Here is a 20,184-nt window from a genome sequence, read left to right as displayed (position 1 = left end):
TAACGTTTCCCGTTAGCTAAATTTTACTAATTCATCATTCCAATGATTATCGGTATACCCACGGTTGTTGTTCCATTCTGCTAACATTTTTCTTTGTCTCAATTCTAAATCTCTGTAAGGGGCTGCAACAAATTCGATGTCGTGGAACAGATCATTATAAATAGGTAATTCGCTATTTAATTCCTTGAATTTTTTAAATGCACCTATATCCTTATCATTTGCAGCCCAAACTACTTTTTTAATCAAAGACAACACGATTGTACCTGTGCACATGGGACAAGGCTCACAGGTAGTATATAAGGTAAGTTCATTCTTAGGAATAAATTTCCTGCTCTCAAGATGAAGTATCACATTTCCAGCTTTTCTTATAGCATCCACTTCGGCGTGAGCTGTAGAATCACAGCTTGAAAAAACTCTATTCCTACCTCGGCTTACAACTGAACCATCTGCATCAACAATAATTGCACCGATAGGAAAAGTCCCCTCATCTCTAGCCTTTTCTGCTTCTTCAAAAGCTAACAGAAGGTTTTCGTAATGCTTGTCCATCTTATACACATCCCATCTCAGTAATTCCCAATAATAATATATTCCAGAAATATACTGCTACTCCTTCTCCCATATGCTAATTTTTTTCTTGTACCGCTACGCTAACCTGCCCATTAGTTAAATGAAAAGTCGTCATAATGGGGACAAATGGCAACTTTATGCTTCCAATTTCGACTCATGGCAAACTTATGCTTCCCAATACATTTAAATTATCACGAAACACCAAAATTCTAAGCATTTTCTGACATACTTATGGGTAAATATCTGATCCTTTTATGGGTTAAGTCTCACTAAACTAGTCTATTTTTTCCTGATACAGATTGATAAACGCCACGTCATATGCTCAATTTGAAAAAAATATATGAATGATTGGAATACGCATCCTGTCACCTTCGCTTTCGAATATTCATCCTTCCTCCCCAAATAGTTTGTACCGGATATCAATGTTCCCATCTTTCACTCTCATCTGAATCTCACCCATCTGATCTGTCCGATAAATATCTGACCCGGTAGCCTCCAGACGTTCCATCACTCCCGGATTGGGATGTCCATATGTATTATTAACACCGGCTGATATCACAGCGGTTTTGGCATTCCAGTATTGGAGCCAGGCTTCGGTGGACGACGTTTTGCTACCATGATGAGCGACCTTTAAGACGTCAATGGAGACAGATGATGATGCTGAATAATCATTTGAATTGTCCCGCAACAGGCCTGTAAGTACCCTTTGTACACCCCCCTCTGTAACTCCAATATCTGCACCTTTCTGTTCAAACTGGGCAGCCAATGAGCCATCTTGAATCATATAGAGCAGGTCCTGCTCGGCCGCAGCATCCATATCCCCGGTGAACAACATGGATGCCCCGGCCATTTCCAGCAAAAAGACAACGGAATCATGATTTTGGTGTTCAGATACAGGCACATTGCCTGATTCATTTACATCCATATGTGCCAGATCCGGAGCTATAAAATGTAAACTCGTCTGCTTGTCAGCCTTATAGGACATGCCCTGCTGAATGGCGTACAGAGGAATTTTCCGTTCCATGGCTGTGTCCAGCAACTTATCAAAGTTATCCTTACCACTGGTTGTGCCATTAAACATGAAACGTTTAACCGGAATCTGTTCCAGCACAGCCTGTAGTCCTCCGGCATGATCCTGGTCAGCATGCGTTACAATGACAGCGTCCAGTTGATGGATACCTCTCTTTTTCAATAAAGGAACAACCACCTTGGCACCTACCTCATACGGATCACGTCTTGTTTTCCACGATTGTTCGGTGTTCCCAAAACTAACCGTTCCCCCGCCATCCACCAGAATGTGTTTGCCTTCCGGGGTTGTAATCAATGTACTGTCTCCCTGACCAATATCCAAAAATTGTACGATGCCGGTTCCAGCAGGCTTGGGAGTCTGATATGCCCACCACAATCCAGCAATAAAGCTGATAGCGAGCAACCCGCACAACCATTGCTGAGTTCTACTCATTCGTTCACTTGAATAATAACCTGCACCTCGTGCGGTAAATGCACTTGTATATTCCGGCCAGGCAATGCTGGCTCCTAATGTCGTTAATGAAGATTCTTTTCCATCTACACGGTTCTTACCTTGATCCTGTACCACGGTAGACATCGAAGAGCGAATGCCCATCTTCGCCATTGAAACTGAAGGTTGTCCCCTCACAAGAGGAGCCGTCTCTTCCTCAACAAACGCTGTTTCTTGCTGCTCACCATTGCCACGATGCAACAGGTAGAGTAAGGCATACAACACAGCATAATATGCGGCGATCCATAACAAGTGCGGTGTTGCCCAGATCAATACAAAACCTGGCAGGCTGTTCATCCACTCCACGCTTACAAATGTCAGTTGATTCAATTGCATCGCTATCCATGCGAGGGGTTTCGCCAAAGGAACCCATATGAATGACAATAACATGGCGACCGTCCCCAGAGGTAATACAATAGCACTGATCAACGAAACCAGCAGAAAGTTGGCTACAAATGAGAGTAAAGAGAACTGGTTGAAGTACAGAATGGTTACTGGAAAAGAAATCAGCTGAGCGGTTACCGTTACGGATGCTGTTGCGGCAAGAGATTTCGGCCAGCTGCTGAACAGCCGGTTAATCAATGGCATGTAGATCATCAAACCTGCGGTCACAAGAAAGGATAACTGGAAACTCACGCTTAGCAAAAAGTACGGGTCCCACCACATCATCAGCAACGCTGCTGCACTGATCATCTGAAGGCCGTCTCTGGCGAGACCACGACGTGCCATATACAACCCAATCATGGACATAATGCCTGCTCGAATCACTGAAGGTGAACCACCGGATAATAGTACATATGCAGGCACCAGGATCAGAACAATTGTAAGTGCCGTCTCTCTGGTAAGCCTTAGCCAAGATAGAATAAGAAGCAAAGAAGCAACATACACAGCGACATGGGTTCCGGAGATTGCCAGGATATGGGTTAGACCGAGTTGTGAAAACTGACCATAGGTACCTGGATCGATATCAGTAGCCATCCCGATAATAAGACCCTTCATATATCCAGCATGAGGCTCTGGAAATAACTGCTCAACCGCCGAGCCCAACTTATGCCTAGTCCAATCCGTCCACCGTAGTACGTTATATTGTCCAAGTCCCTCAGGAGCAACTACTGTGACCGAACTAGCTCCCTTCACTTTGAACAACCAGTGGATATGCAGGGTGCGCAAGTAACTGCGATAATCAAACCCGCCAAAGTTCCTGGCTTCACCAGGAAGGACAAAAGAACCATTAAGCGTGATCAAATCGCCCCTCTTCCAGCTCGCTGCTACCTGTTGTTCTTCTTCCTCCAACAGTCTGACTTGTACCATCAATTGTTCGTCTATGTTGAATGCAGATGATGCTACAAGATCTGTATCTGCTGACGAATCCGATATTGGTAATATTGAAGACATCTGAATCTTAAAGTCAGCCCGATCTCCATCAATGCGTACATCTGACACCAGCTCACCCTGAATTTCAACTGACCATCCGTCCAACTCATAAGCTGCGATATGCAGGGTCTCCGGCAGACTGCTATGATTGCGTGCGTCATTCCACTCCCAATGTACAGCGCCTCCAATAAAGGCAGCGAGTAAAAATAAAACAGACCATCCACGCACATCTATAAAACGAAGTAAAAGTGGCAGACATGCCAGAGCTCCAATTAACCCCCAGATTAACGTCCAGCCTGTTAACGCACATGCTATCCCGCTCCCGCACAACCAACAAATCGCAAAACTTAATAATGGTCTGCCTTTCATTTCTACCCCTCCTTCATTTCACCCGTTGAACGCAGAAAAACCCCCGGAAAGCCAATTCAGGCTTGCCGGAGGTTCTCCCTCTCGCGTATTCGACCATATTCACATTAATTGCTCACAGTCATCATTGTTTCCCGCGGGGGCTGGTAATTCTCCAGCCTGCGGAACGTTATTCCCTTCTGTTCCATCATATTTGTAACCTTGCCGGTATCTTTAGGATAAGAACGATGAAACACGATTTCTGTTATCCCACTATTAGCCAGCATATTGGCACATGTCCAGCACGGTTCGTCAGTCACATACACGGACGAGCCTTCGCGGTCGATTCGGTCTGTGAATAAAAGCAAGTTTTGCTCCGCATGGATTGTGCGAATGCATCGTTGCTTTTTCACCATTTCTTCTTGCCCATCGGTCACGACCAACTCATACTCTTCCGATATCATACAACCTGCTTCAGAACAATCCGGGACGCCGGTGGGTGCACCATTATAGGCTGTTCCCAGCAGTTTCTTTCCCTGAACAAGAACGGCACCCACATGACGACGCGAACAGCGGGAACGGGTGGAAACCATATACGCGATGTCCATAAAATACGTATCCCAGTCCTTGCGTACCTCTGTACTCATGCTGCTTTCCTCCCGCTTAATACAATTTATATTTTAATTTTACCGGATCTGCACATACGGCGCCATCTTCTCCAGCATCTTCATCCCGATTCCTTTGACCTTTGTCAGATCACTGACTTTTGCAAAAGGACCATGTGCATTCCGATAGTCCACAATAGCCTGAGCTTTCTTCTCCCCAATTCCGGGAAGCTCCGTAAGCTTGGAGACAGATGCAGTATTCACATCAATCTTACCATTGTCGCTAGCTTCCTCATCAACTACAGGTGGATTACTGTTCGAGCCCATCTCGGAGGGAAGCGAAGGATTTGAATTCGTACTTTGCGTAACTGGTTCAATCGAAGTAGCAGCATCTGAAGGATTATCGTTCGTCTGATTTGGAGTTTGAACTCCCGAATCACCTTCAACCCCAATGCTCGAAAACTCTTTAGACTCTCCTGCCTTTGCATCATTTCCAGTCTGCAGCCCACTTACTTCCGTTCCCAAAGATGTTCCTGTATTGCCCTGAACCGAAGTAGCCGACTGTACAGCAGGGAGTTCCTGCTCTATCGTCGGCTTCTCGGTGCCGAGCTGCAAGGGTTCCCAGCCACTAGGTGGTTGTTCACTTTTGCCCGACCATAATATAAGTATACTTCCAACCACCGCAGCAGCAATGGTCATCCCTTTGTTCCATCTCATTCTTCCACACCTCTCCCTGAATTCAAAATCATTCATTTCGAACACGGGCGGTGCTTCCGAACCGTTGAACTTTCCTGATGAAACAAGTTGTGCATTTTTCATGTCATGTGAAACAGGTCCTCACGCATAGAATAGAGGGAATGAACTGCGCCAGTACCGTAAAGCATGAAAGGAGGCCTGAAACAATGAAGGTTGGATTTATCGGAACCGGCAGCATGGGCAGCCTGCTAATCTATGCCCTGATCCAATCGGGTGCACTTGAGCCCCGGCAGATCGCGGCCAGCAATCGAACCCCGTCCAAAGTACGTCAGTTATCCCTCCGTTACCCCGGTCTGCATGAATCCCAGAGCAACCGGGAAACGGTGATCCGAAGCAACATCATCTTCCTGTGCGTGAAGCCGCTTGAATTCAAACATGTTATTGACGACATCCTGCCTGTCGTGAATCCCAATCATATAATTGTCTCGATCACCAGTCCCGTGCAGCTGCGACATCTGGAATCTTCACTTCCTTGCAAAGTCTCCAAGGTAATTCCCAGCGTCACACACCAAGTCGGCAGTGGAGCATCCCTCTGCATACATGGCGAACGAATGACCAGTGAAGACCGCGCTGTGTTGGAAAGTCTGCTCAGTCATATAGGCAGGCCGTACCAAGTGGATGAAGCCTGTACACGAATTACATCCGACTTCTCCAGTTGCGGACCTGCATTCATTTCGTTCTTTTTGGAACAGTGGATCGAAAGTGCCGTGAAACTGACTGGCATCAAAAGGGCAGATGCCTGCGCTCTGGCTGGCGAAATGCTCCTGGGAACAGGCAAGCTGCTCACCGAAGGAGGATACACCCCGCAAGAGCTTCAGGCTCGTGTCGCTGTACCTGGCGGTATTACCGCTCAGGCACTGGCACTGCTGAAGGTAAGTCTCGACGGTGTTTTCGACAGCCTGATCCACACGACACATGACAAATATGATGAAGATTTGTTAAAGCTGGATGAACTATTCCGAGCCGGTGAGATTAACCGGCAACAATATTAACGAGTTTGCCTGGAACGGCAATGACCTTGCGAATGGTCTTGCCTTCCAGCGCCTGCTTAACAGGTGCCAGCTCCATCGTAAAGTCCTGCATACCCTGTGCATCCAGATCCTTCGCGATTGTAGCACGAGTTACGATTTTACCGTTTACCTGAACAACGATTTCTACTTCCGCATCTACTGTCATGGACTCATCATATTCAGGCCAAGCCACGTAAGAGATTCCACCTTCATGACCCAAACGACTCCACAGTTCCTCTGCCATATGCGGTGCCAGTGGTGACAACAGCTGCACAAAGTTCTCCATCGCTTCACGAGGCAGTGTGTCCGCTTTGTATGCATCGTTGATGAAAATCATCAGCTGGCTGATGGATGTGTTGAAGCGCAGATGTTCCAGATCTTCCGTAACTTTTTTGATCGTTTTGTGAGCAGTCCGTTTGAACTCATCCGTTCCACCGTCCACCGTAATTTTGTCATTGATGGCTCCTGTGTCTTCGTTAATGAAGAGACGCCATACACGTGAAAGGAAGCGGTGCATGCCTTCAACCCCGTTTGCATTCCACGGTTTTGTCGCTTCCAATGGTCCCATGAACATCTCGTACAGACGCAATGTATCTGCGCCGAATTCATTCACGATTTCATCCGGGTTAATGACATTACCACGGGATTTACTCATTTTCTCATTATTGGTACCCAGGATCATACCTTGGTTCACCAGTTTGTGGAAAGGTTCTTTGGTCTCCACAACACCCAGATCATACAGCACTTTGTGCCAGAAACGAGCGTAAAGCAAGTGAAGCACCGCGTGCTCTGCTCCGCCAATGTACAGATCAACTGGCAGCCACTGCTGCTGTTTCTCCTTGGAGATCAGTTCCTTGTCATTGTGCGGATCGATAAAGCGCAGGTAATACCAGCAGCTACCCGCCCATTGTGGCATGGTGTTGGTCTCACGACGTGCCTTCATTCCCGTTTCCGGATCTACCGTATTCACCCACTCCGTAACATTCGCCAGTGGTGATTCTCCTGTACCCGAAGGTTTGATCTGGTCGATATCAGGCAGCAGCAGTGGAAGTTGATCCTCCGGTACTGTCTTCATCGTTCCGTCTTCCAGATGCAGAATCGGGATTGGCTCACCCCAGTAACGCTGACGGCTGAACAGCCAATCACGCAGACGATAGGTTACTTTCCCTTGTCCTTTGCCGTTCTCTTCCAGCCAAGCAATCATCTTGGCAACCGCTTCTTCATTGTTCAGTCCGTTCAGGAAATCGGAATTCACATGCGCGCCATCACCCGAATATGCCTCTTGTGTAACGTCGCCACCTTGAATAACCTCGATGATATCCAGACCGAACTGCTTCGCAAATTCCCAGTCACGTGCATCATGACCCGGAACAGCCATAACCGCGCCTGTACCGTAACCTGCAAGAACGTAATCAGCAATCCAGATCGGCAGTTTTGCACCATTAACGGGATTGATTGCATAAGCGCCAGTGAAAACACCTGTTTTGTCTTTGGCCAAATCCGTACGTTCCAGATCACTCTTACGAGAAGCCTGCTCCTGATAAGCCTGAATCGCTTCACGTTGGTCATCAGTTGTAATTGCTTCTACCAATTCATGTTCCGGAGCAAGTACTGCAAAGCTCGCACCAAACAATGTGTCCGCACGGGTGGTGAACACCTTGATAACTTCCTCGCGACCTTCAATGGCAAATACAACTTCTGCACCTGTCGATTTACCGATCCAGTTACGCTGCATATCCTTGATGCTTTCAGACCAATCCAGCTCTTCCAGGTCTTCCAACAGACGCTCTGCATACTCGGTAATTCTCAGAACCCATTGACGCATCGGTTTGCGTACAACCGGATGACCACCACGTTCACTCTTGCCATCAATAACCTCTTCATTAGCAAGTACCGTTCCAAGGGCTTCACACCAGTTAACTGCAACTTCATCCACATAAGCCAGGCCTTTATTGTACAGCTGGATAAAGATCCATTGTGTCCATTTATAATATTCAGGGTCCGTTGTGCTGATCTCACGATCCCAGTCATAAGAGAAACCGAGCGATTTGATCTGGCGACGGAAATTGTCAATATTACGGAATGTAATATCTCGTGGATGTTCACCTGTATCCAGTGCATGCTGCTCAGCAGGCAGACCGAAAGCGTCCCAACCCATTGGGTGCAATACATTGTAACCGCGCATACGTTTGTAACGGGAAACGATATCAGTTGCCGTATATCCTTCCGGGTGACCTACGTGCAGACCTGAACCGGATGGATAAGGGAACATATCCAGTGCATAAAATTTCGGTTTAGCAGGGTCCTCACCCGTTTTAAACGTTTTATTTGCATCCCAGTATTGCTGCCAACTTTTTTCCATGACTTGTGGCTGATAGCCGTGTTTCGGCTGGTTATTCTCACTCATCTATTGTTCCTCCTTCAGGTTATTCGCTTTAGCTTTAATTGCAACAAAAAAACCTCAGCATCCCGTAGCGTTTGCAGCGCTAGGGACGAGAGGTTGAATTCCCGTGGTACCACCCTAGTTAGCGGACGAACGTGCTTCGTCATCCACTCCCTTTGGACCTGTAACGGCGGTTAACCGATGCGGATTTCCATTCCTGAACCCCAGCTTTATACAAGCAGGTTAAACAGAATGGTGTAATCACCGCATTTCTCCAAGGCGAGTTCGCAAATCACTGTCAACCGGCTTGCACCAACCGCCGGCTCTCTGTTATGTACAGGAATTACTACTGATCCTTATCATCGAAATATGTATACAATATCGGGACCATTATATAAAAAAGCAAGCCCAAAGTCAATATTACACGTTATAATCGCCATCTTGAAGTCTACGGTTCGTACCGTTCATAACGCTGGTTGCTGTTCAGGATAACCGAAAACGCTCAATGCCTTCCTCCAGATTATGAATGGTCCAATTCACATGTTCCTGATTATCATATTGACGATAAGCGCACTCAATGCGTAGCACCAGATCAAAGTACAAGTCATAGAGGCTTCTTCTTTTCAGCTCACTTTCAGTCGTAATCGCATGCCCATACCCTTTCACAAAACCAGGCGTATAGTTAAAATGACTGAAATAATGCTCCATCAGAGGATCTGCCCACAGTGAACGTTCAAAATCAATAATCGCTGTGATACGACCTGCGTCTACTAGAACATTGCCATCCCACAGATCCCAACTCACAAGCACAGGTTCTTTGACATCATCCAGCACATTCGATTTTTCTTCAATCAAACGTCTCAATTCAGGGTAATCGATCGAAAATGTAATTCCGGCTTCTTCACCATCGGTAAGAATGTCATCCATCAAATTCATAAATGCTTCTTTCCATGTGGAATAACGCTGTTTTTGCTCCGAGAAATATCCAAACTTCTCACCCTTGATTTCATTAATTCGACGATTGTACCGACCGAGTTGTTGTTCAATGGCCTCCTGCTCTTCCGCAGAATACTGATCCTTGACCTGATTATAGGGTGTTCCAGACATGTACTCCATGATAAAATAACGCGCTGAAGCCATGGTTAACGAATCATCATAAGCCAGCACTTGGGGTACGGGAACATCCTGTAGCTCCGTGATGAGGCGTAGTGCCTCAACCTCGGCAATCATGAGATCCTGCTCACAGCGCATCAGATTTGTCGAAGCCGACGGTGCAATCTTGAGTACCACTCGCTGTGCGTCACTAAGTGTAATGAGATATGCATGATTGGCCCAGCCATCTACCATTTCCTTGTAGTCCTGTATACTTGCAGAGAAATGCTGCTCTATTATGGCATTCAATTGTTCTGACGTAAGTCTTGTTTTATATGTACTTTCCATTTTTACACCTCACCTCGACTATTGAATTCCTTGGAAAACGCTTACTATCCAACCATTATCGCCTCGTTTATTATAACAGGCAATACTTTTTGTCACGTCGTTATGTCTTTTCTTGCATTCCTTTACCCTATTTAAGAATGTATTGCTATTCATTCTCCCATAAAAAATCAAACAAAAAAAACTGCCCTTATGCACCATACATAAGGACAGTTCTCATTATTCGCTCTTACTTCACAGCCACGTAGAACAAGCGCTGTGCGTTGTCTCCGGCCTCTTTCCATTCAAAATCCGCATATACCTTCACGTCTCTAAAACCTGCCTTGGACAACTCCAGCTTCATCCAGTCCGGATTATATGCACGCTGGACATGAACTTCTTCAAACCGCTGGTACATATCCTTGTTACCATCATCCACACGCGAAAAAATACTGAGATGATGCTCGATCTCACAGCGATCCTGATCCAGATCACAAGTCCAAATATACGACACGGAGCGCTCATCCAGTACAAAAGGCTGCTCCTCATCATAACGAATAAGGGTATTGGGATGATGCACATCAAACAGGAACGTTCCATCAGGCTTCAGCATCTCATATGTGCGCTGGAATGTACGAATGACATCTTCTTGTTCAAGCAAATAATTGACACAATCACAGAAGGATATCACCGAATCCACAGGTTCCGGAACTCGCCATTCCCGCATATCCTGCTGCACCCAACGGACACTGCCTTCCCGATACAAACGATGACCTTGAGGCGTAGCCTCCATCTTGCTGCGTGCAACCGACAGCATATCTGCTGAGAGATCAATGCCTGTAACTTCGAAACCGGAGTTCACGAGCGGGATCGTAATGGAGCCCGTTCCACAGCCAAGTTCAGCGACACTTTTGGGCATTCCATGCTTTTCCCATGCTGTTCTTGCAAACCTTATCCAGTCCGGATAAGGCATATCTTCCATTAATTCATCATACACATAGGCAAATTTCCGGTAAGACATGTCAGGCACCGCACTTTCAATTTCATTTTCTAATCCTGTTAACAAAAGAAAAAGCAGGGGCATCCGGTGTTTACCCAGCCTATCCCTGCCTTATCCGAGTTCCATATTACAACTATTTAATCAAGAAGATTATTTGTTTTCACTTTGATCCGCAGGAGCAGATTCGGACAGATACGTCCAGCTTTCCTTTTGGACCACCAGTCCGTCCTTCATCAATTTGCCCAAGGCACGCTTGAAAGCAGATTTACTGATGCCAAAGCGTTGCTTGATAATATCCGGCGGAGTTGCATCCGAGTAAGGCATGCCACCCATAGGGCGTTCTTTCATGAAAGCGAGCAGTTTGTCTGCATCTTCGTTACGTCCAACTTGTTTGAGTTGAGTCATGGCCAGATTCACACGTCCGTCTTCACGTACCAGTGTCACCCGACATTTAACTTTCTCACCAAGACGCAGCATATGACTGCGTTCGGATGAATGAATCATGCCAATTGCGCCAAAGCCCAGTACACCGCCTTCTACAAGTACAAAAGTACCCATCTGCAGTGGCTTGTATACCGTCGCTTCAACCCACTCGTTTAACCATGAAGTTGGCGCATGGAAAGACAATGGTGAAAGCTCACGTTCCCCGGCCAATTTGGCACGCAGACGTCCCTGCTTGTCATGTTCCATGATTACAAAGACTTCATCCCCCACTTGAGGACGCAGTTCTTCCAGTTCAGGCAATTCACGAATAGGAAGCAGCAATTGCCGTCCAAGTCCCATTTCCAGGAAACAACCCAGTCGTGGGTGAACATCAGCCACAACCAGTCGTGCCATTTCGCCGAGCATGAGATAAGGCTTCTTCATCGTTACGGCCAGACGATCTTCCGTATCAAAGAATACAAATACTTCAAGCGTCTCGCCAATCTTAATATCCCGCGTTAACTCGGTGTAGTGAAGAAGTACATCTTCCGATCCTGTCGTCAAAAAGAAGCCAAACGGAGACACTTCACGTGAAACCGGCAAAGAGACGACTGTTCCAGCAATCAAACTCATACAGTTTCCACCACTTTGGCATCAGACCATAGACGCTCAATGTTGTAGTATTCACGCTCGTCGCGGTGGAAGATATGAACAACAACATCGCCCATGTCCATCAGTACCCAACGTGCAGAATCCATACCTTCGATACCTTTGATCGTCGCTCCGGCTGCATGAGCCTGTTTGCGAATTTCAGTGGCAATGGCTTGTACCTGTGTATCGGAATTCCCGTGACAAATAACAAAATAATCCGCCACCAGGGAAACATTAATCAGATCCAATGCTACAATATTGGATGCCTTTTTGTCGTCAGCGGCAGCAACCGCCATATTCATAAGTTCTTTCGATGATACTGTCATGAACCAACCTCCATAATCTATAATTGTGTGTTCAAAAAGATCCTTCGTAATCAAAAGTGGACTTTTTGAACAACCTCTATAATTGTGCAATTAAGTCATTCCGCGACAGCATGGTCAAAGGATAAATGACACGTCGTTGCGAGATCAGCAAGCTGATCGTCGAATCGAATCCGGCAATTAAACCTTCCTCCAGACTACGTTCAGCCTGTTCGCGAATGTGATCCACTCCCGGGAAATCTCGTCCCGGTTCAATGTAATCGGCAAGACATACCACTTTGTCCAGCAAGCTCATGCCTACCCGACCCGAGGTATGCCACCGGATGGCATTAATAACTTCGGAATCCACTACACCGTAATCACGCTCGGCTACAAAAGCACCGACTTCGGAATGCCAGAGTTGCTTGTCATGCTGCAGTAGTTCCTGATTTAATCCGTTGTCACGGATGACCGATTCCATCTCCGCAACGGGCCAGTACTTCGCCACATCATGCAATATCGCTGCCAGATCTGCTTTCACAGGATCAGCACCGTATTTTTCAGCCAACATCACTGACGATTCCATTACACCCAGTGTATGCTTCCAGCGTTTTTCCGGCATTTGTCCGGATACGGCTTGAATCAGTTCATCACGGCTTAGTGCCATATAAACCGCTCCTTACAATGTATTGGTGCACTTCATCAGGAATCATGAAGCGTACCGAATGTCCTTTGGCCAGACGTCTGCGTACGGCTGTCGATGAAATATCGACCAAGGGCATCTCGGCCAGCAGGACCCGATCCTGTAACTCGTCTGGTAAATCATCCAGATGTAACTGGAAGCCCGGCCGACCAACTCCGATAAAGGTTAAGCGTTCTGCAAGCTCTTCAATCTGCTCCCATTTGGGAAGATAGTTCACCATATCCGCCCCGATAATGAAATAAAATTCATGTTCAGGATGGCGACGCCACAGTTCCTTCATCGTATCGATGGTATAAGACACTCCGCCCAATTCCATCTCGATACCCAGCACCTCATATTGCTGCACACCCTTCACAGCCGCTTCCGTCATATCGAGACGTTGCTGTCCCGAAGCTCCGGCTCCGCGTTTGTGAGGTGGAACATGGGAAGGCATGAACCAGATCTCATCCAGTGCATGTGAGTCCCTTGCCGCTTCAGCTGCCAGGAGGTGTCCCATGTGGATCGGATCAAACGTACCACCCATGATACCGATCTTCACCCGCGTCACGCTCCCTTATCTAGGTAGTTCGATTTGTTTGTTATCGCGAGATTCTTTGTACAGGATGATTGTGTTACCGATAAGTTGTACAAGCTCACTTCCCGTTTCACGGGCAACTTCTTCTGCAATCTCTTTTCTGTCCTCGTCATTGTTGTTCAACACTTGCACTTTCATCAATTCGCGCTTCTCAATCGCATCTTCGATGTGACGGAACAGGTGCTCGTTGGTTCCACCTTTACCAATCTGAAATACAGGGGTCAGGTGATGTGCCTGTGACCGCAAAAAGCGCTTTTGTTTACCGTTTAACATGAATACTCCATACTCCTTATGTTGAGCAGGCCCTGATCAACAGCGCAAAAACTGTCCGGACCTGACCATTCAATTATTATTTTTCAATGGTGAATATGATCACTGAGTACACAAGGTGACTCCGAGTGCATGTACTCTTGATATCATTTCACACTTCAAAACTGTTTAGTACAGCTCGTCTCATCGTTTCCACAGGAGCCGGGATGCCGAGCCAATGTTCAAAAGCTACGGCGCCCTGGTATACAAACATACCCAGACCACCGTGCACTGTGCATCCACGTAACCGAGACTCTCGAAGCAGACGGGTCTCCAGCGGATTGTAGATCAGATCACTCACCGCTGCTCCTTCACGGATCAGTTCAGGATCAACTGGCACGTCATCAACATGAGGATGCATTCCGGCAGCCGTTGTGTTAATCACGATATCAGCCGTAGCCAGTACCGTTGCAGCGTCTTCCATGCCACTGCCCGAGATTTCTCCCAAGCCATGGCCCCGTAAATCCGAAGCAAGTGCAACAGCCCTGTCCGCTGTACGATTCAGAATGTGGATCTGCTCAGGCTTCTCCAATGCAAGTGCGTATATAACGCCTCTCGCTGCTCCACCTGCTCCCAGAACAGCGATACGTTTGCCCGCAAGCTCAGGCACAGCCTCTTCCTTCAGCGATCGGACATAACCAATACCATCGGTATTGTACCCTGTCAGTGTTCCACCTTCATTAACGATGGTATTCACCGCACCAATCAGGCGAGCACTTTCATCGATCACATCCAGATACTGCATCACCTGCTCTTTGTGCGGGATGGTGACATTAACACCACGATAGCCCAGTGCCACAATTCCCCGAACGGCCGCTTCCAGTTGATCCGGATGAACATGCAGTGGCATATATATTCCATTCACTTCTGCAGCCTGCAGAGCCGCATTGTGCATTACCGGAGACTTGGAGTGAGCAATAGGATCACCCATGACACCAAGCAACACGGGAAGTGAAGAGTTGAACTTTTTCTGCTCAGACATAGTGTTCCGCCTCCGATCCATCTGATGTACAGCTTCTGAGATTACTAGATCAAGGATGGGCGGATCTGTACACGAATGCCTTTTGGAGCATGAACAGCAACAAGCGCTCCAATATCGCCATTGACCTTAATCCAGCCCAAGCCAGAGATGAACACATCAGATTGACTGCCGCGTTTGATGCGGAATTCATGTCTGGTCCATTCAGCCATCTCTGCTGCATCCTCACGGGTTGGCGGAGACAACAATTCTCCCAGATGGTCACGGTACAGGTCATCTGCACGCTCCAGCTTCGTCCGGTGAATATCAAGCGCAGTGCTGATAAAACAAGTGAACGACTGGCGATCACCTTCCACAAAGTCAAATCGAGCCATGCCGCCGAAGAACAGCGTCTGACCAGAGTTCAACTGATACACAGCTGGTTTAAGCGGTTTATCCGGCATGATGGCAGCGAGATCCTTACGTGAAACAATCTCGCTGAAACGCCATGGATACACGATTCCAGGCGTATCAATGATATATTTTCCATCATCCAACGGAATGTTCACCATATCCAGCGTTGTTCCCGGATAACGGGATGTGGTCAGTTCCTGCTCCAGATCGCTGTAATCACGAATCAGACGGTTAATCAGTGTGGATTTACCCACATTGGTACCGCCAACCACGTACACGTCACGATCTTCGCGATACGTTCCCACAAGCTCAAGCAGTCGGTCGAAGCCCTGATTTTGCTTTGCACTGCACAAGACTACATCCACGGTACGCAAACCCTGTTCTTTGGCTTGCTTCTGTACCCAGTTGCGAACCTTGTTCCAGTTGGTTACTTTCGGAAGCAAGTCCGTTTTGTTCACAGCAAGCAATACCGGATTGTTGCCTACAAAACGTTGCAGACCGGAGATAATGCTGCCATCAAAGTCAAACAAATCAACGATATGGATGACAAGTGCATCCTTATCCCCGATTTTGCTAAGCAGCGCCAGGAATTCGTCCTGATCCACCGTAACGGATGATGACTCATTGTAGTTTTTGATGCGGAAACAGCGCTGGCATATAACCGGTTCACGATCCAATGCCTTCTCAGGGATAAACCCTGGTAATTCCGAATTTTCTGTTTGCAGATGCACGCCGCATCCACTGCACCTTACGGCAAGATTGCCGTTATGCGGTTCTGTCATTTCTTCTTTTCCTCCTCAAGCCATAAGCCTTTCCTGCGTAAACTCGTTAGAGCAATCCGTTCCACGCGTCGATTGAAGCGGGTCATAAAACCTTCGTCCCCAATGGAGATTGGCAGTACCAGAACGGTATATAACCCCATTCGGTTCCCTCCATAAACGTCCGTAAGCATCTGATCGCCTACTACAATCGTGTTTTCAGGAGATAACTCCATCATTTTCATTGCTCTACGAAACGGTACATTCGATGGTTTGCGTGCACTATGCACAAACTGGATATCCAGCGGGGTCGCAAACAGGGATACACGATTCAAATTGTTATTGGACACAATCATCAGCTTGAAACCTGCCTCTTTCACACGTGCAAACCATTCAATCAGTTCGGGCGTAGCGTCAGGGGCTTTGGCTCCAACGAGTGTGTTATCCAGATCAGTTATAATTCCACGGTAGCCTTGAGCGTACAGCTCTTCCAGATTAATGTCAAAAACCGTGTCTACACGCAGCTTGGGCATTAACATTTTAAACAAAGAAGTCACCTCAGTTTCATACGACACACTATATCACAAATCCGTCTTTCCTGAAAATGCATACAGCGCCTGATGGCATAGGAAAAAAGGAAAAACGGGACGGGCAACAACTATGCCCGTTCCGCTTTCAGTTCCTTCCGCAGCTTCAAGGCGGTCTGATAGACGCCCTTCCAGTCGTCGGCAGTTACGGACGCCGGACTGTAACGAGTCTGTTCAAACTTCGTGAGAAGCTCATACAATGTTGCTTCTGCAGCAGGTTTTGCCTGGCTCCAGCGGGCTACCGATTCACGAAGTGTCTCGTCTCCGCTCCGGGTTAACCCTTTGCGTTTCACATACTGAATCCAACGCTCGGTCTCTGCCACTACCTTCTGTTCAGGGGTGAGCGGTCCACCTGTCCGTAGACGAAGCAGGAAGAATCGCATGGAGAAACGATTACGCCAGAACATGTATGCTACCCACATTACAATAATGGCTCCTGCAGCCCAGATAACAAAAGTCGGGATGGCAGACGATGTCTGCTCAGGTGCAGGGGTCTGCTCCTCCTCTTGTACCGGCTCCTCTTCTGGCTCTTCTTCTGGCTCATCTACAGGCTGTACATCAGGTTGTTCCGTCAGCAACGGCATATCAAAGCCCGGCGTTGCCTCAACAGGAATCCATCCATATTCACCAAAGTAAACCTCTGCCCAGGAGTGTGCATCTGCATTGGTAACGGTGTAGGTCGTCTCAATCTCCGCGCCAGGTTGACGTGGAGCCTGCATGTCCGAATTCAGGGACAATTGTCCAGGCGCATAACCTTTAACCCATCTTGCAGGAATGCCCTCCGAGCGCGCCATCATCACCAGCGCAGTGGAGAAGTAATCACAGTAGCCTTCCATAATATCGAACAGGAAACCTTCCACAAAGTCGCTGCTTACTTTTCGAGATAAATCCGGATTGTTCGTGTATTCAAAATTAGTTTGTAAATAGTTTTGCAGTAATGCCACTTTTTCATACGGAGTATTCGCAGATGCCGTTATCTCGGCTGCCAGATCCGAAACCCGGTCAGGGAAACGGGATGGTAACTGCAAGTACATATCATCTGCCGGATTACTGTTATACAGATCTTCAAATGACTTCGTACGAAGCTCATCTTCCACAATCACAGGGGCTTCAGATACGATGGTGTACGTCTTGGGATACTGTGGTTGCTGACGGTCTGTCACCACATGCAATTCAGCCTGTTCGGCATTCCACAACATCCGTTCCGTTCTGTCTTCACCATTAATCGAGCTCACTTCCGAGATCGAATAAGCACCAAAGAGAATCGGATAGACATTGTCATTCAGCATCGTTACGTTCTGAGTCACTTGTTTAGTATTCACATTTCCGGATTCTTGGTTCTCCAGAGGCTGTCCGGCTTCAACATTTTCTGTTGCACCCCGTCCACGGTCATCCCAACCTGTGCCTGTATACTCTGCACGTGTCTCACCGCGCCAGTAACTACGCTCATTGGTGGTGACAGACATAACAGGGGTATAGTCGAAGTTGAATCCTCCACCCAGCTGATTGTCTTCCCTGCTGTATCCCGATTCGGTAGCCGCGGGAATATCAAGGTTTCCGTTACCAGCCTGACTTGTGGAAGTTCCGGTATAGTTACGCCAAGCCGTGTATGGATCCGTCAAGGTGGGTGGAATCTCCGGCATATTGACGCTGGCTACAATAATTAAAGAAAAGATAATGGCAATATTGGCCAGGACTTTATAAGGATACCGGATGATTCGTTTCCAACCTTGTGGATACTGTAGCTGATAGTTACGGAAATGCTGACATACGAGCCATCCCATCCCCGCAAACATCACCCACGCGATTTCAATCCAGAGTGGAATCTGGGTGAAAGAATCGAGAATCCCCATCGAAATGATGTTAACACCCAGAAAAACAAGAATGCGACGTGTTGTGGTCACGAGTCGAAGCGCAGCTTCAAGCATCACCCATGCACACAGGGAGAACCAGATATACGGCGTCATGTGTAATATGAATTGCTCCGCTCGGTCCGTTAAAGAGCCATAAGGGATGTACACCGTATAATCAATCAGCGTTTTATGCAAAATGTAACCAACAACGACCGCCTTGATGATCGCCCGATAGATCGTTTTGAAGGGCAGAATGACCTCCAGCACACTGACCGCTGCAAGTGTCCATAACACCAGAGAAGTTGTCTCCGTGTACCACGATTCCTGCGTAAATGAAATCCACTGCATTCCAATCAGGAAAATCCAGAGCAATGACGCTGCATGATACCAGGATCGTTTTCCAGCAACACTTTCATTTCCTTTTGTACTCATACAGAACCTCCCCCCATCACCGTTGGAAGCTCCTGCAAGTGAGAAACAGTGAATGACCTCGTGCCTCTTCCACGCAACATGGCATTCCACTCGGCACTCCGGCGGGATTCACTGGTATCGATCAGAATATGACATGGAGTCATGCCCCGCGTATCGGCCCAGCGCAACAGTTCCATTATTTTTTCATCCTTCTGGGGAGAAATCACGACAAAGTAGGCCCCCTGAGGCAGTTGACGTGCGATTCTTTCCACGCCGGGTAACAGATGGGTTTCCTGACCGTTATATTGAATATCCACCAGATGATGCATCATCTTCTGTCGTTCCATCAGACTTTCACTGGGGGCCATGAAGGATGTCTGTTCTGACAATGTCAACAACCCCATCCCCATTCGTTCCCTGACACCATACTCCAGCAGAGAGGCAGCCGTGGAAACGGCCATTTCGAATGCATCCCCATGTTCATAACTTGATGCCAGCGCATCCAGAACCAGAATGGTTTTGGGCACAGACTCATGTTCAAACTCCTTGGACTTCCAGTTCCCTGTCTTTGCCGTTGCATTCCAGTGAATGCGGGAAAGTCGATCTCCGTATACGTAGTCACGTACACCATTGATCTGAGTAGTCTCCCTCCGTGAGCGGGTTAACGCCGTCTGAGGACCGGATAACCGTGATTTGCGGTCGTAGAGCTGCCAATATGGAATAAATACCGTTCTTGGCAGCACGCGAAACTCACCTTTGGCCTTAAACTTTCCTCGATGTTCAATCAGTCCAAATATGTCCTCGCTGGCACATTCCGTTTCTGAAAAAACATACTTCCCCCGCTCAAGTGGCGGTGTCTGAAAAGACAACTCGCCATTACCTCGCATATTGGGAATCAAACTTTCCTTGAACGACCACGATTCTCCATTATGCCGATGCAGCATTTCACGTACAACAACATAGGGAAGCGGGAGGAATCCCGGAATCGTCAGACTCAGCTGTACTTGAACCTGGTCACCCGCATGCAGCAATTCTTCGTGGTCCGGACCAGAAGATAACCTACGAACTCCCTGAGCACGTCTTACCCCGCTAAATCCAGCAATGGCAAGGTACACACAGAGCAAGGTCACCATCGACAGCAACATAAGGGATGTCTTCCCGCCCTGAAACAAAACATAAGCCAGACAGCACATCCACACCATTGCGATGCTCCATACGCGTGGGTGGCGTAACCCTCTATTGACTGTTCTCAAAAGCGGCTTCATG

At 47.5% G+C, this 20,184-nt stretch carries 18 protein-coding genes and 1 other annotated feature; of the genes, 1 reads left to right on the top strand and 17 read right to left on the bottom strand.

Annotated features, from left to right (window positions below):
* Positions 1-12: 12 nt before the first annotated feature.
* The 4 genes from FE296_RS05590 to FE296_RS05575 all read right to left on the bottom strand — a co-directional run bounded on the left by FE296_RS05590 (position 13) and on the right by FE296_RS05575 (position 5,127).
* A complete protein-coding gene (locus FE296_RS05590; RefSeq protein ID WP_150364447.1) occupies positions 13-546 on the bottom strand; it encodes a nucleoside deaminase in 534 nt (177 codons plus the stop codon).
* 406 nt (positions 547-952) lie between these two features.
* Positions 953-3,829 (bottom strand): ComEC/Rec2 family competence protein, encoded by a 2,877-nt coding sequence (locus tag FE296_RS05585; RefSeq protein ID WP_150364446.1) that lies wholly within the window; start codon positions 3,827-3,829, stop codon positions 953-955.
* 104 nt (positions 3,830-3,933) lie between these two features.
* Positions 3,934-4,452, bottom strand: a complete 519-nt coding sequence (locus FE296_RS05580) for a deoxycytidylate deaminase (RefSeq protein ID WP_017687196.1) — start codon at positions 4,450-4,452, stop codon at positions 3,934-3,936.
* 39 nt (positions 4,453-4,491) lie between these two features.
* Positions 4,492-5,127 carry a ComEA family DNA-binding protein gene (locus FE296_RS05575; protein WP_167483678.1) on the bottom strand — a complete coding sequence of 212 codons (636 nt, stop codon included), beginning with the start codon at positions 5,125-5,127 and terminating at the stop codon, positions 4,492-4,494.
* 185 nt (positions 5,128-5,312) lie between these two features.
* On the opposite strand from FE296_RS05575, the gene comER reads away from it, so the two are divergent.
* Complete coding sequence (comER, locus tag FE296_RS05570) at positions 5,313-6,158, top strand: late competence protein ComER (protein ID WP_036615122.1); 846 nt, start codon at positions 5,313-5,315, stop codon at positions 6,156-6,158.
* On the opposite strand, the gene leuS is transcribed toward comER, so the two are convergent.
* The 13 genes from leuS to FE296_RS05505 all read right to left on the bottom strand — a co-directional run bounded on the left by leuS (position 6,139) and on the right by FE296_RS05505 (position 20,183).
* Complete coding sequence (gene leuS / locus FE296_RS05565) at positions 6,139-8,583, bottom strand: leucine--tRNA ligase (RefSeq protein WP_124115957.1); 2,445 nt, start codon at positions 8,581-8,583, stop codon at positions 6,139-6,141. The genes comER and leuS overlap by 20 nt on opposite strands.
* Before the next feature lie 78 nt (positions 8,584-8,661).
* Positions 8,662-8,931, bottom strand: a binding site (T-box leader).
* A 111-nt stretch (positions 8,932-9,042) separates the two neighbouring features.
* Positions 9,043-9,999 carry a phosphotransferase family protein gene (locus FE296_RS05560; protein ID WP_150364445.1) on the bottom strand — a complete coding sequence of 319 codons (957 nt, stop codon included), beginning with the start codon at positions 9,997-9,999 and terminating at the stop codon, positions 9,043-9,045.
* A gap of 226 nt (positions 10,000-10,225) precedes the next feature.
* Positions 10,226-10,996 (bottom strand): class I SAM-dependent DNA methyltransferase, encoded by a 771-nt coding sequence (locus FE296_RS05555; protein WP_150364444.1) that lies wholly within the window; start codon positions 10,994-10,996, stop codon positions 10,226-10,228.
* Between the two features lie 129 nt (positions 10,997-11,125).
* Positions 11,126-12,031 carry a CvfB family protein gene (locus FE296_RS05550; RefSeq protein WP_036668546.1) on the bottom strand — a complete coding sequence of 302 codons (906 nt, stop codon included), beginning with the start codon at positions 12,029-12,031 and terminating at the stop codon, positions 11,126-11,128.
* Positions 12,028-12,375: a ribosome silencing factor gene (gene rsfS / locus FE296_RS05545; protein ID WP_036615136.1), complete on the bottom strand. Its 348-nt coding sequence runs from the start codon at positions 12,373-12,375 to the stop codon at positions 12,028-12,030. Before rsfS ends, FE296_RS05550 begins: the two co-directional genes overlap by 4 nt.
* A gap of 76 nt (positions 12,376-12,451) precedes the next feature.
* Positions 12,452-13,018, bottom strand: coding sequence for a bis(5'-nucleosyl)-tetraphosphatase (symmetrical) YqeK (gene yqeK, locus FE296_RS05540; protein WP_150364443.1), 567 nt, complete (start codon positions 13,016-13,018; stop codon positions 12,452-12,454).
* Entirely contained in the window at positions 13,002-13,592 is a 591-nt protein-coding gene (locus FE296_RS05535; RefSeq protein WP_074095918.1) for a nicotinate-nucleotide adenylyltransferase, read from the bottom strand. Before FE296_RS05535 ends, yqeK begins: the two co-directional genes overlap by 17 nt.
* 15 nt (positions 13,593-13,607) lie before the next feature.
* Positions 13,608-13,901: a ribosome assembly RNA-binding protein YhbY gene (yhbY, locus tag FE296_RS05530; RefSeq protein ID WP_150364442.1), complete on the bottom strand. Its 294-nt coding sequence runs from the start codon at positions 13,899-13,901 to the stop codon at positions 13,608-13,610.
* Positions 13,902-14,049: 148 nt separating this feature from the next.
* Complete coding sequence (gene aroE, locus FE296_RS05525) at positions 14,050-14,919, bottom strand: shikimate dehydrogenase (protein ID WP_124115952.1); 870 nt, start codon at positions 14,917-14,919, stop codon at positions 14,050-14,052.
* Positions 14,920-14,963: 44 nt separating this feature from the next.
* Positions 14,964-16,091, bottom strand: a complete 1,128-nt coding sequence (gene yqeH, locus FE296_RS05520) for a ribosome biogenesis GTPase YqeH (RefSeq protein ID WP_150364441.1) — start codon at positions 16,089-16,091, stop codon at positions 14,964-14,966.
* A complete protein-coding gene (locus FE296_RS05515; protein WP_036615148.1) occupies positions 16,088-16,615 on the bottom strand; it encodes a YqeG family HAD IIIA-type phosphatase in 528 nt (175 codons plus the stop codon). Before FE296_RS05515 ends, yqeH begins: the two co-directional genes overlap by 4 nt.
* A gap of 110 nt (positions 16,616-16,725) precedes the next feature.
* The gene (locus tag FE296_RS05510) at positions 16,726-18,939 is read right to left on the bottom strand and encodes a DUF4129 domain-containing transglutaminase family protein (RefSeq protein WP_124115951.1); all 2,214 of its coding nucleotides are present in this window, start codon (positions 18,937-18,939) and stop codon (positions 16,726-16,728) included.
* Positions 18,936-20,183 carry a DUF58 domain-containing protein gene (locus FE296_RS05505; protein ID WP_190945039.1) on the bottom strand — a complete coding sequence of 416 codons (1,248 nt, stop codon included), beginning with the start codon at positions 20,181-20,183 and terminating at the stop codon, positions 18,936-18,938. Before FE296_RS05505 ends, FE296_RS05510 begins: the two co-directional genes overlap by 4 nt.
* Position 20,184 lies beyond the last annotated feature (1 nt).

It is taken from the genome of Paenibacillus sp. UASWS1643 (genome assembly GCF_008693195.1).
GTDB classification, from domain to species: domain Bacteria; phylum Bacillota; class Bacilli; order Paenibacillales; family Paenibacillaceae; genus Paenibacillus; species Paenibacillus amylolyticus_B.
The sequence above is the reverse complement of the archived record's forward strand: the minus strand, read 5'-3'. Positions and strand labels throughout refer to the sequence as shown.

Bases quoted from the DNA above. Each gene is read 5' to 3' on its own strand.
- yqeH (WP_150364441.1), bottom strand. From the start codon at position 16,091: ATGACAGAACCGCATAACGGCAATCTTGCCGTAAGGTGCAGTGGATGC.
- FE296_RS05590 (WP_150364447.1), bottom strand. From the start codon at position 546: ATGGACAAGCATTACGAAAACCTTCTGTTAGCTTTTGAAGAAGCAGAA.
- FE296_RS05510 (WP_124115951.1), bottom strand. From the start codon at position 18,939: ATGAGTACAAAAGGAAATGAAAGTGTTGCTGGAAAACGATCCTGGTAT.
- rsfS (WP_036615136.1), bottom strand. From the start codon at position 12,375: ATGACAGTATCATCGAAAGAACTTATGAATATGGCGGTTGCTGCCGCT.
- FE296_RS05550 (WP_036668546.1), bottom strand. From the start codon at position 12,031: ATGAGTTTGATTGCTGGAACAGTCGTCTCTTTGCCGGTTTCACGTGAA.
- leuS (WP_124115957.1), bottom strand. From the start codon at position 8,583: ATGAGTGAGAATAACCAGCCGAAACACGGCTATCAGCCACAAGTCATG.
- FE296_RS05575 (WP_167483678.1), bottom strand. From the start codon at position 5,127: ATGAGATGGAACAAAGGGATGACCATTGCTGCTGCGGTGGTTGGAAGT.
- comER (WP_036615122.1), top strand. From the start codon at position 5,313: ATGAAGGTTGGATTTATCGGAACCGGCAGCATGGGCAGCCTGCTAATC.
- FE296_RS05585 (WP_150364446.1), bottom strand. From the start codon at position 3,829: ATGAAAGGCAGACCATTATTAAGTTTTGCGATTTGTTGGTTGTGCGGG.
- FE296_RS05555 (WP_150364444.1), bottom strand. From the start codon at position 10,996: ATGTCTTACCGGAAATTTGCCTATGTGTATGATGAATTAATGGAAGAT.
- yhbY (WP_150364442.1), bottom strand. From the start codon at position 13,901: ATGTTAAACGGTAAACAAAAGCGCTTTTTGCGGTCACAGGCACATCAC.
- FE296_RS05505 (WP_190945039.1), bottom strand. From the start codon at position 20,183: ATGAAGCCGCTTTTGAGAACAGTCAATAGAGGGTTACGCCACCCACGC.
- FE296_RS05560 (WP_150364445.1), bottom strand. From the start codon at position 9,999: ATGGAAAGTACATATAAAACAAGACTTACGTCAGAACAATTGAATGCC.
- FE296_RS05580 (WP_017687196.1), bottom strand. From the start codon at position 4,452: ATGAGTACAGAGGTACGCAAGGACTGGGATACGTATTTTATGGACATC.
- yqeK (WP_150364443.1), bottom strand. From the start codon at position 13,018: ATGGCACTAAGCCGTGATGAACTGATTCAAGCCGTATCCGGACAAATG.
- aroE (WP_124115952.1), bottom strand. From the start codon at position 14,919: ATGTCTGAGCAGAAAAAGTTCAACTCTTCACTTCCCGTGTTGCTTGGT.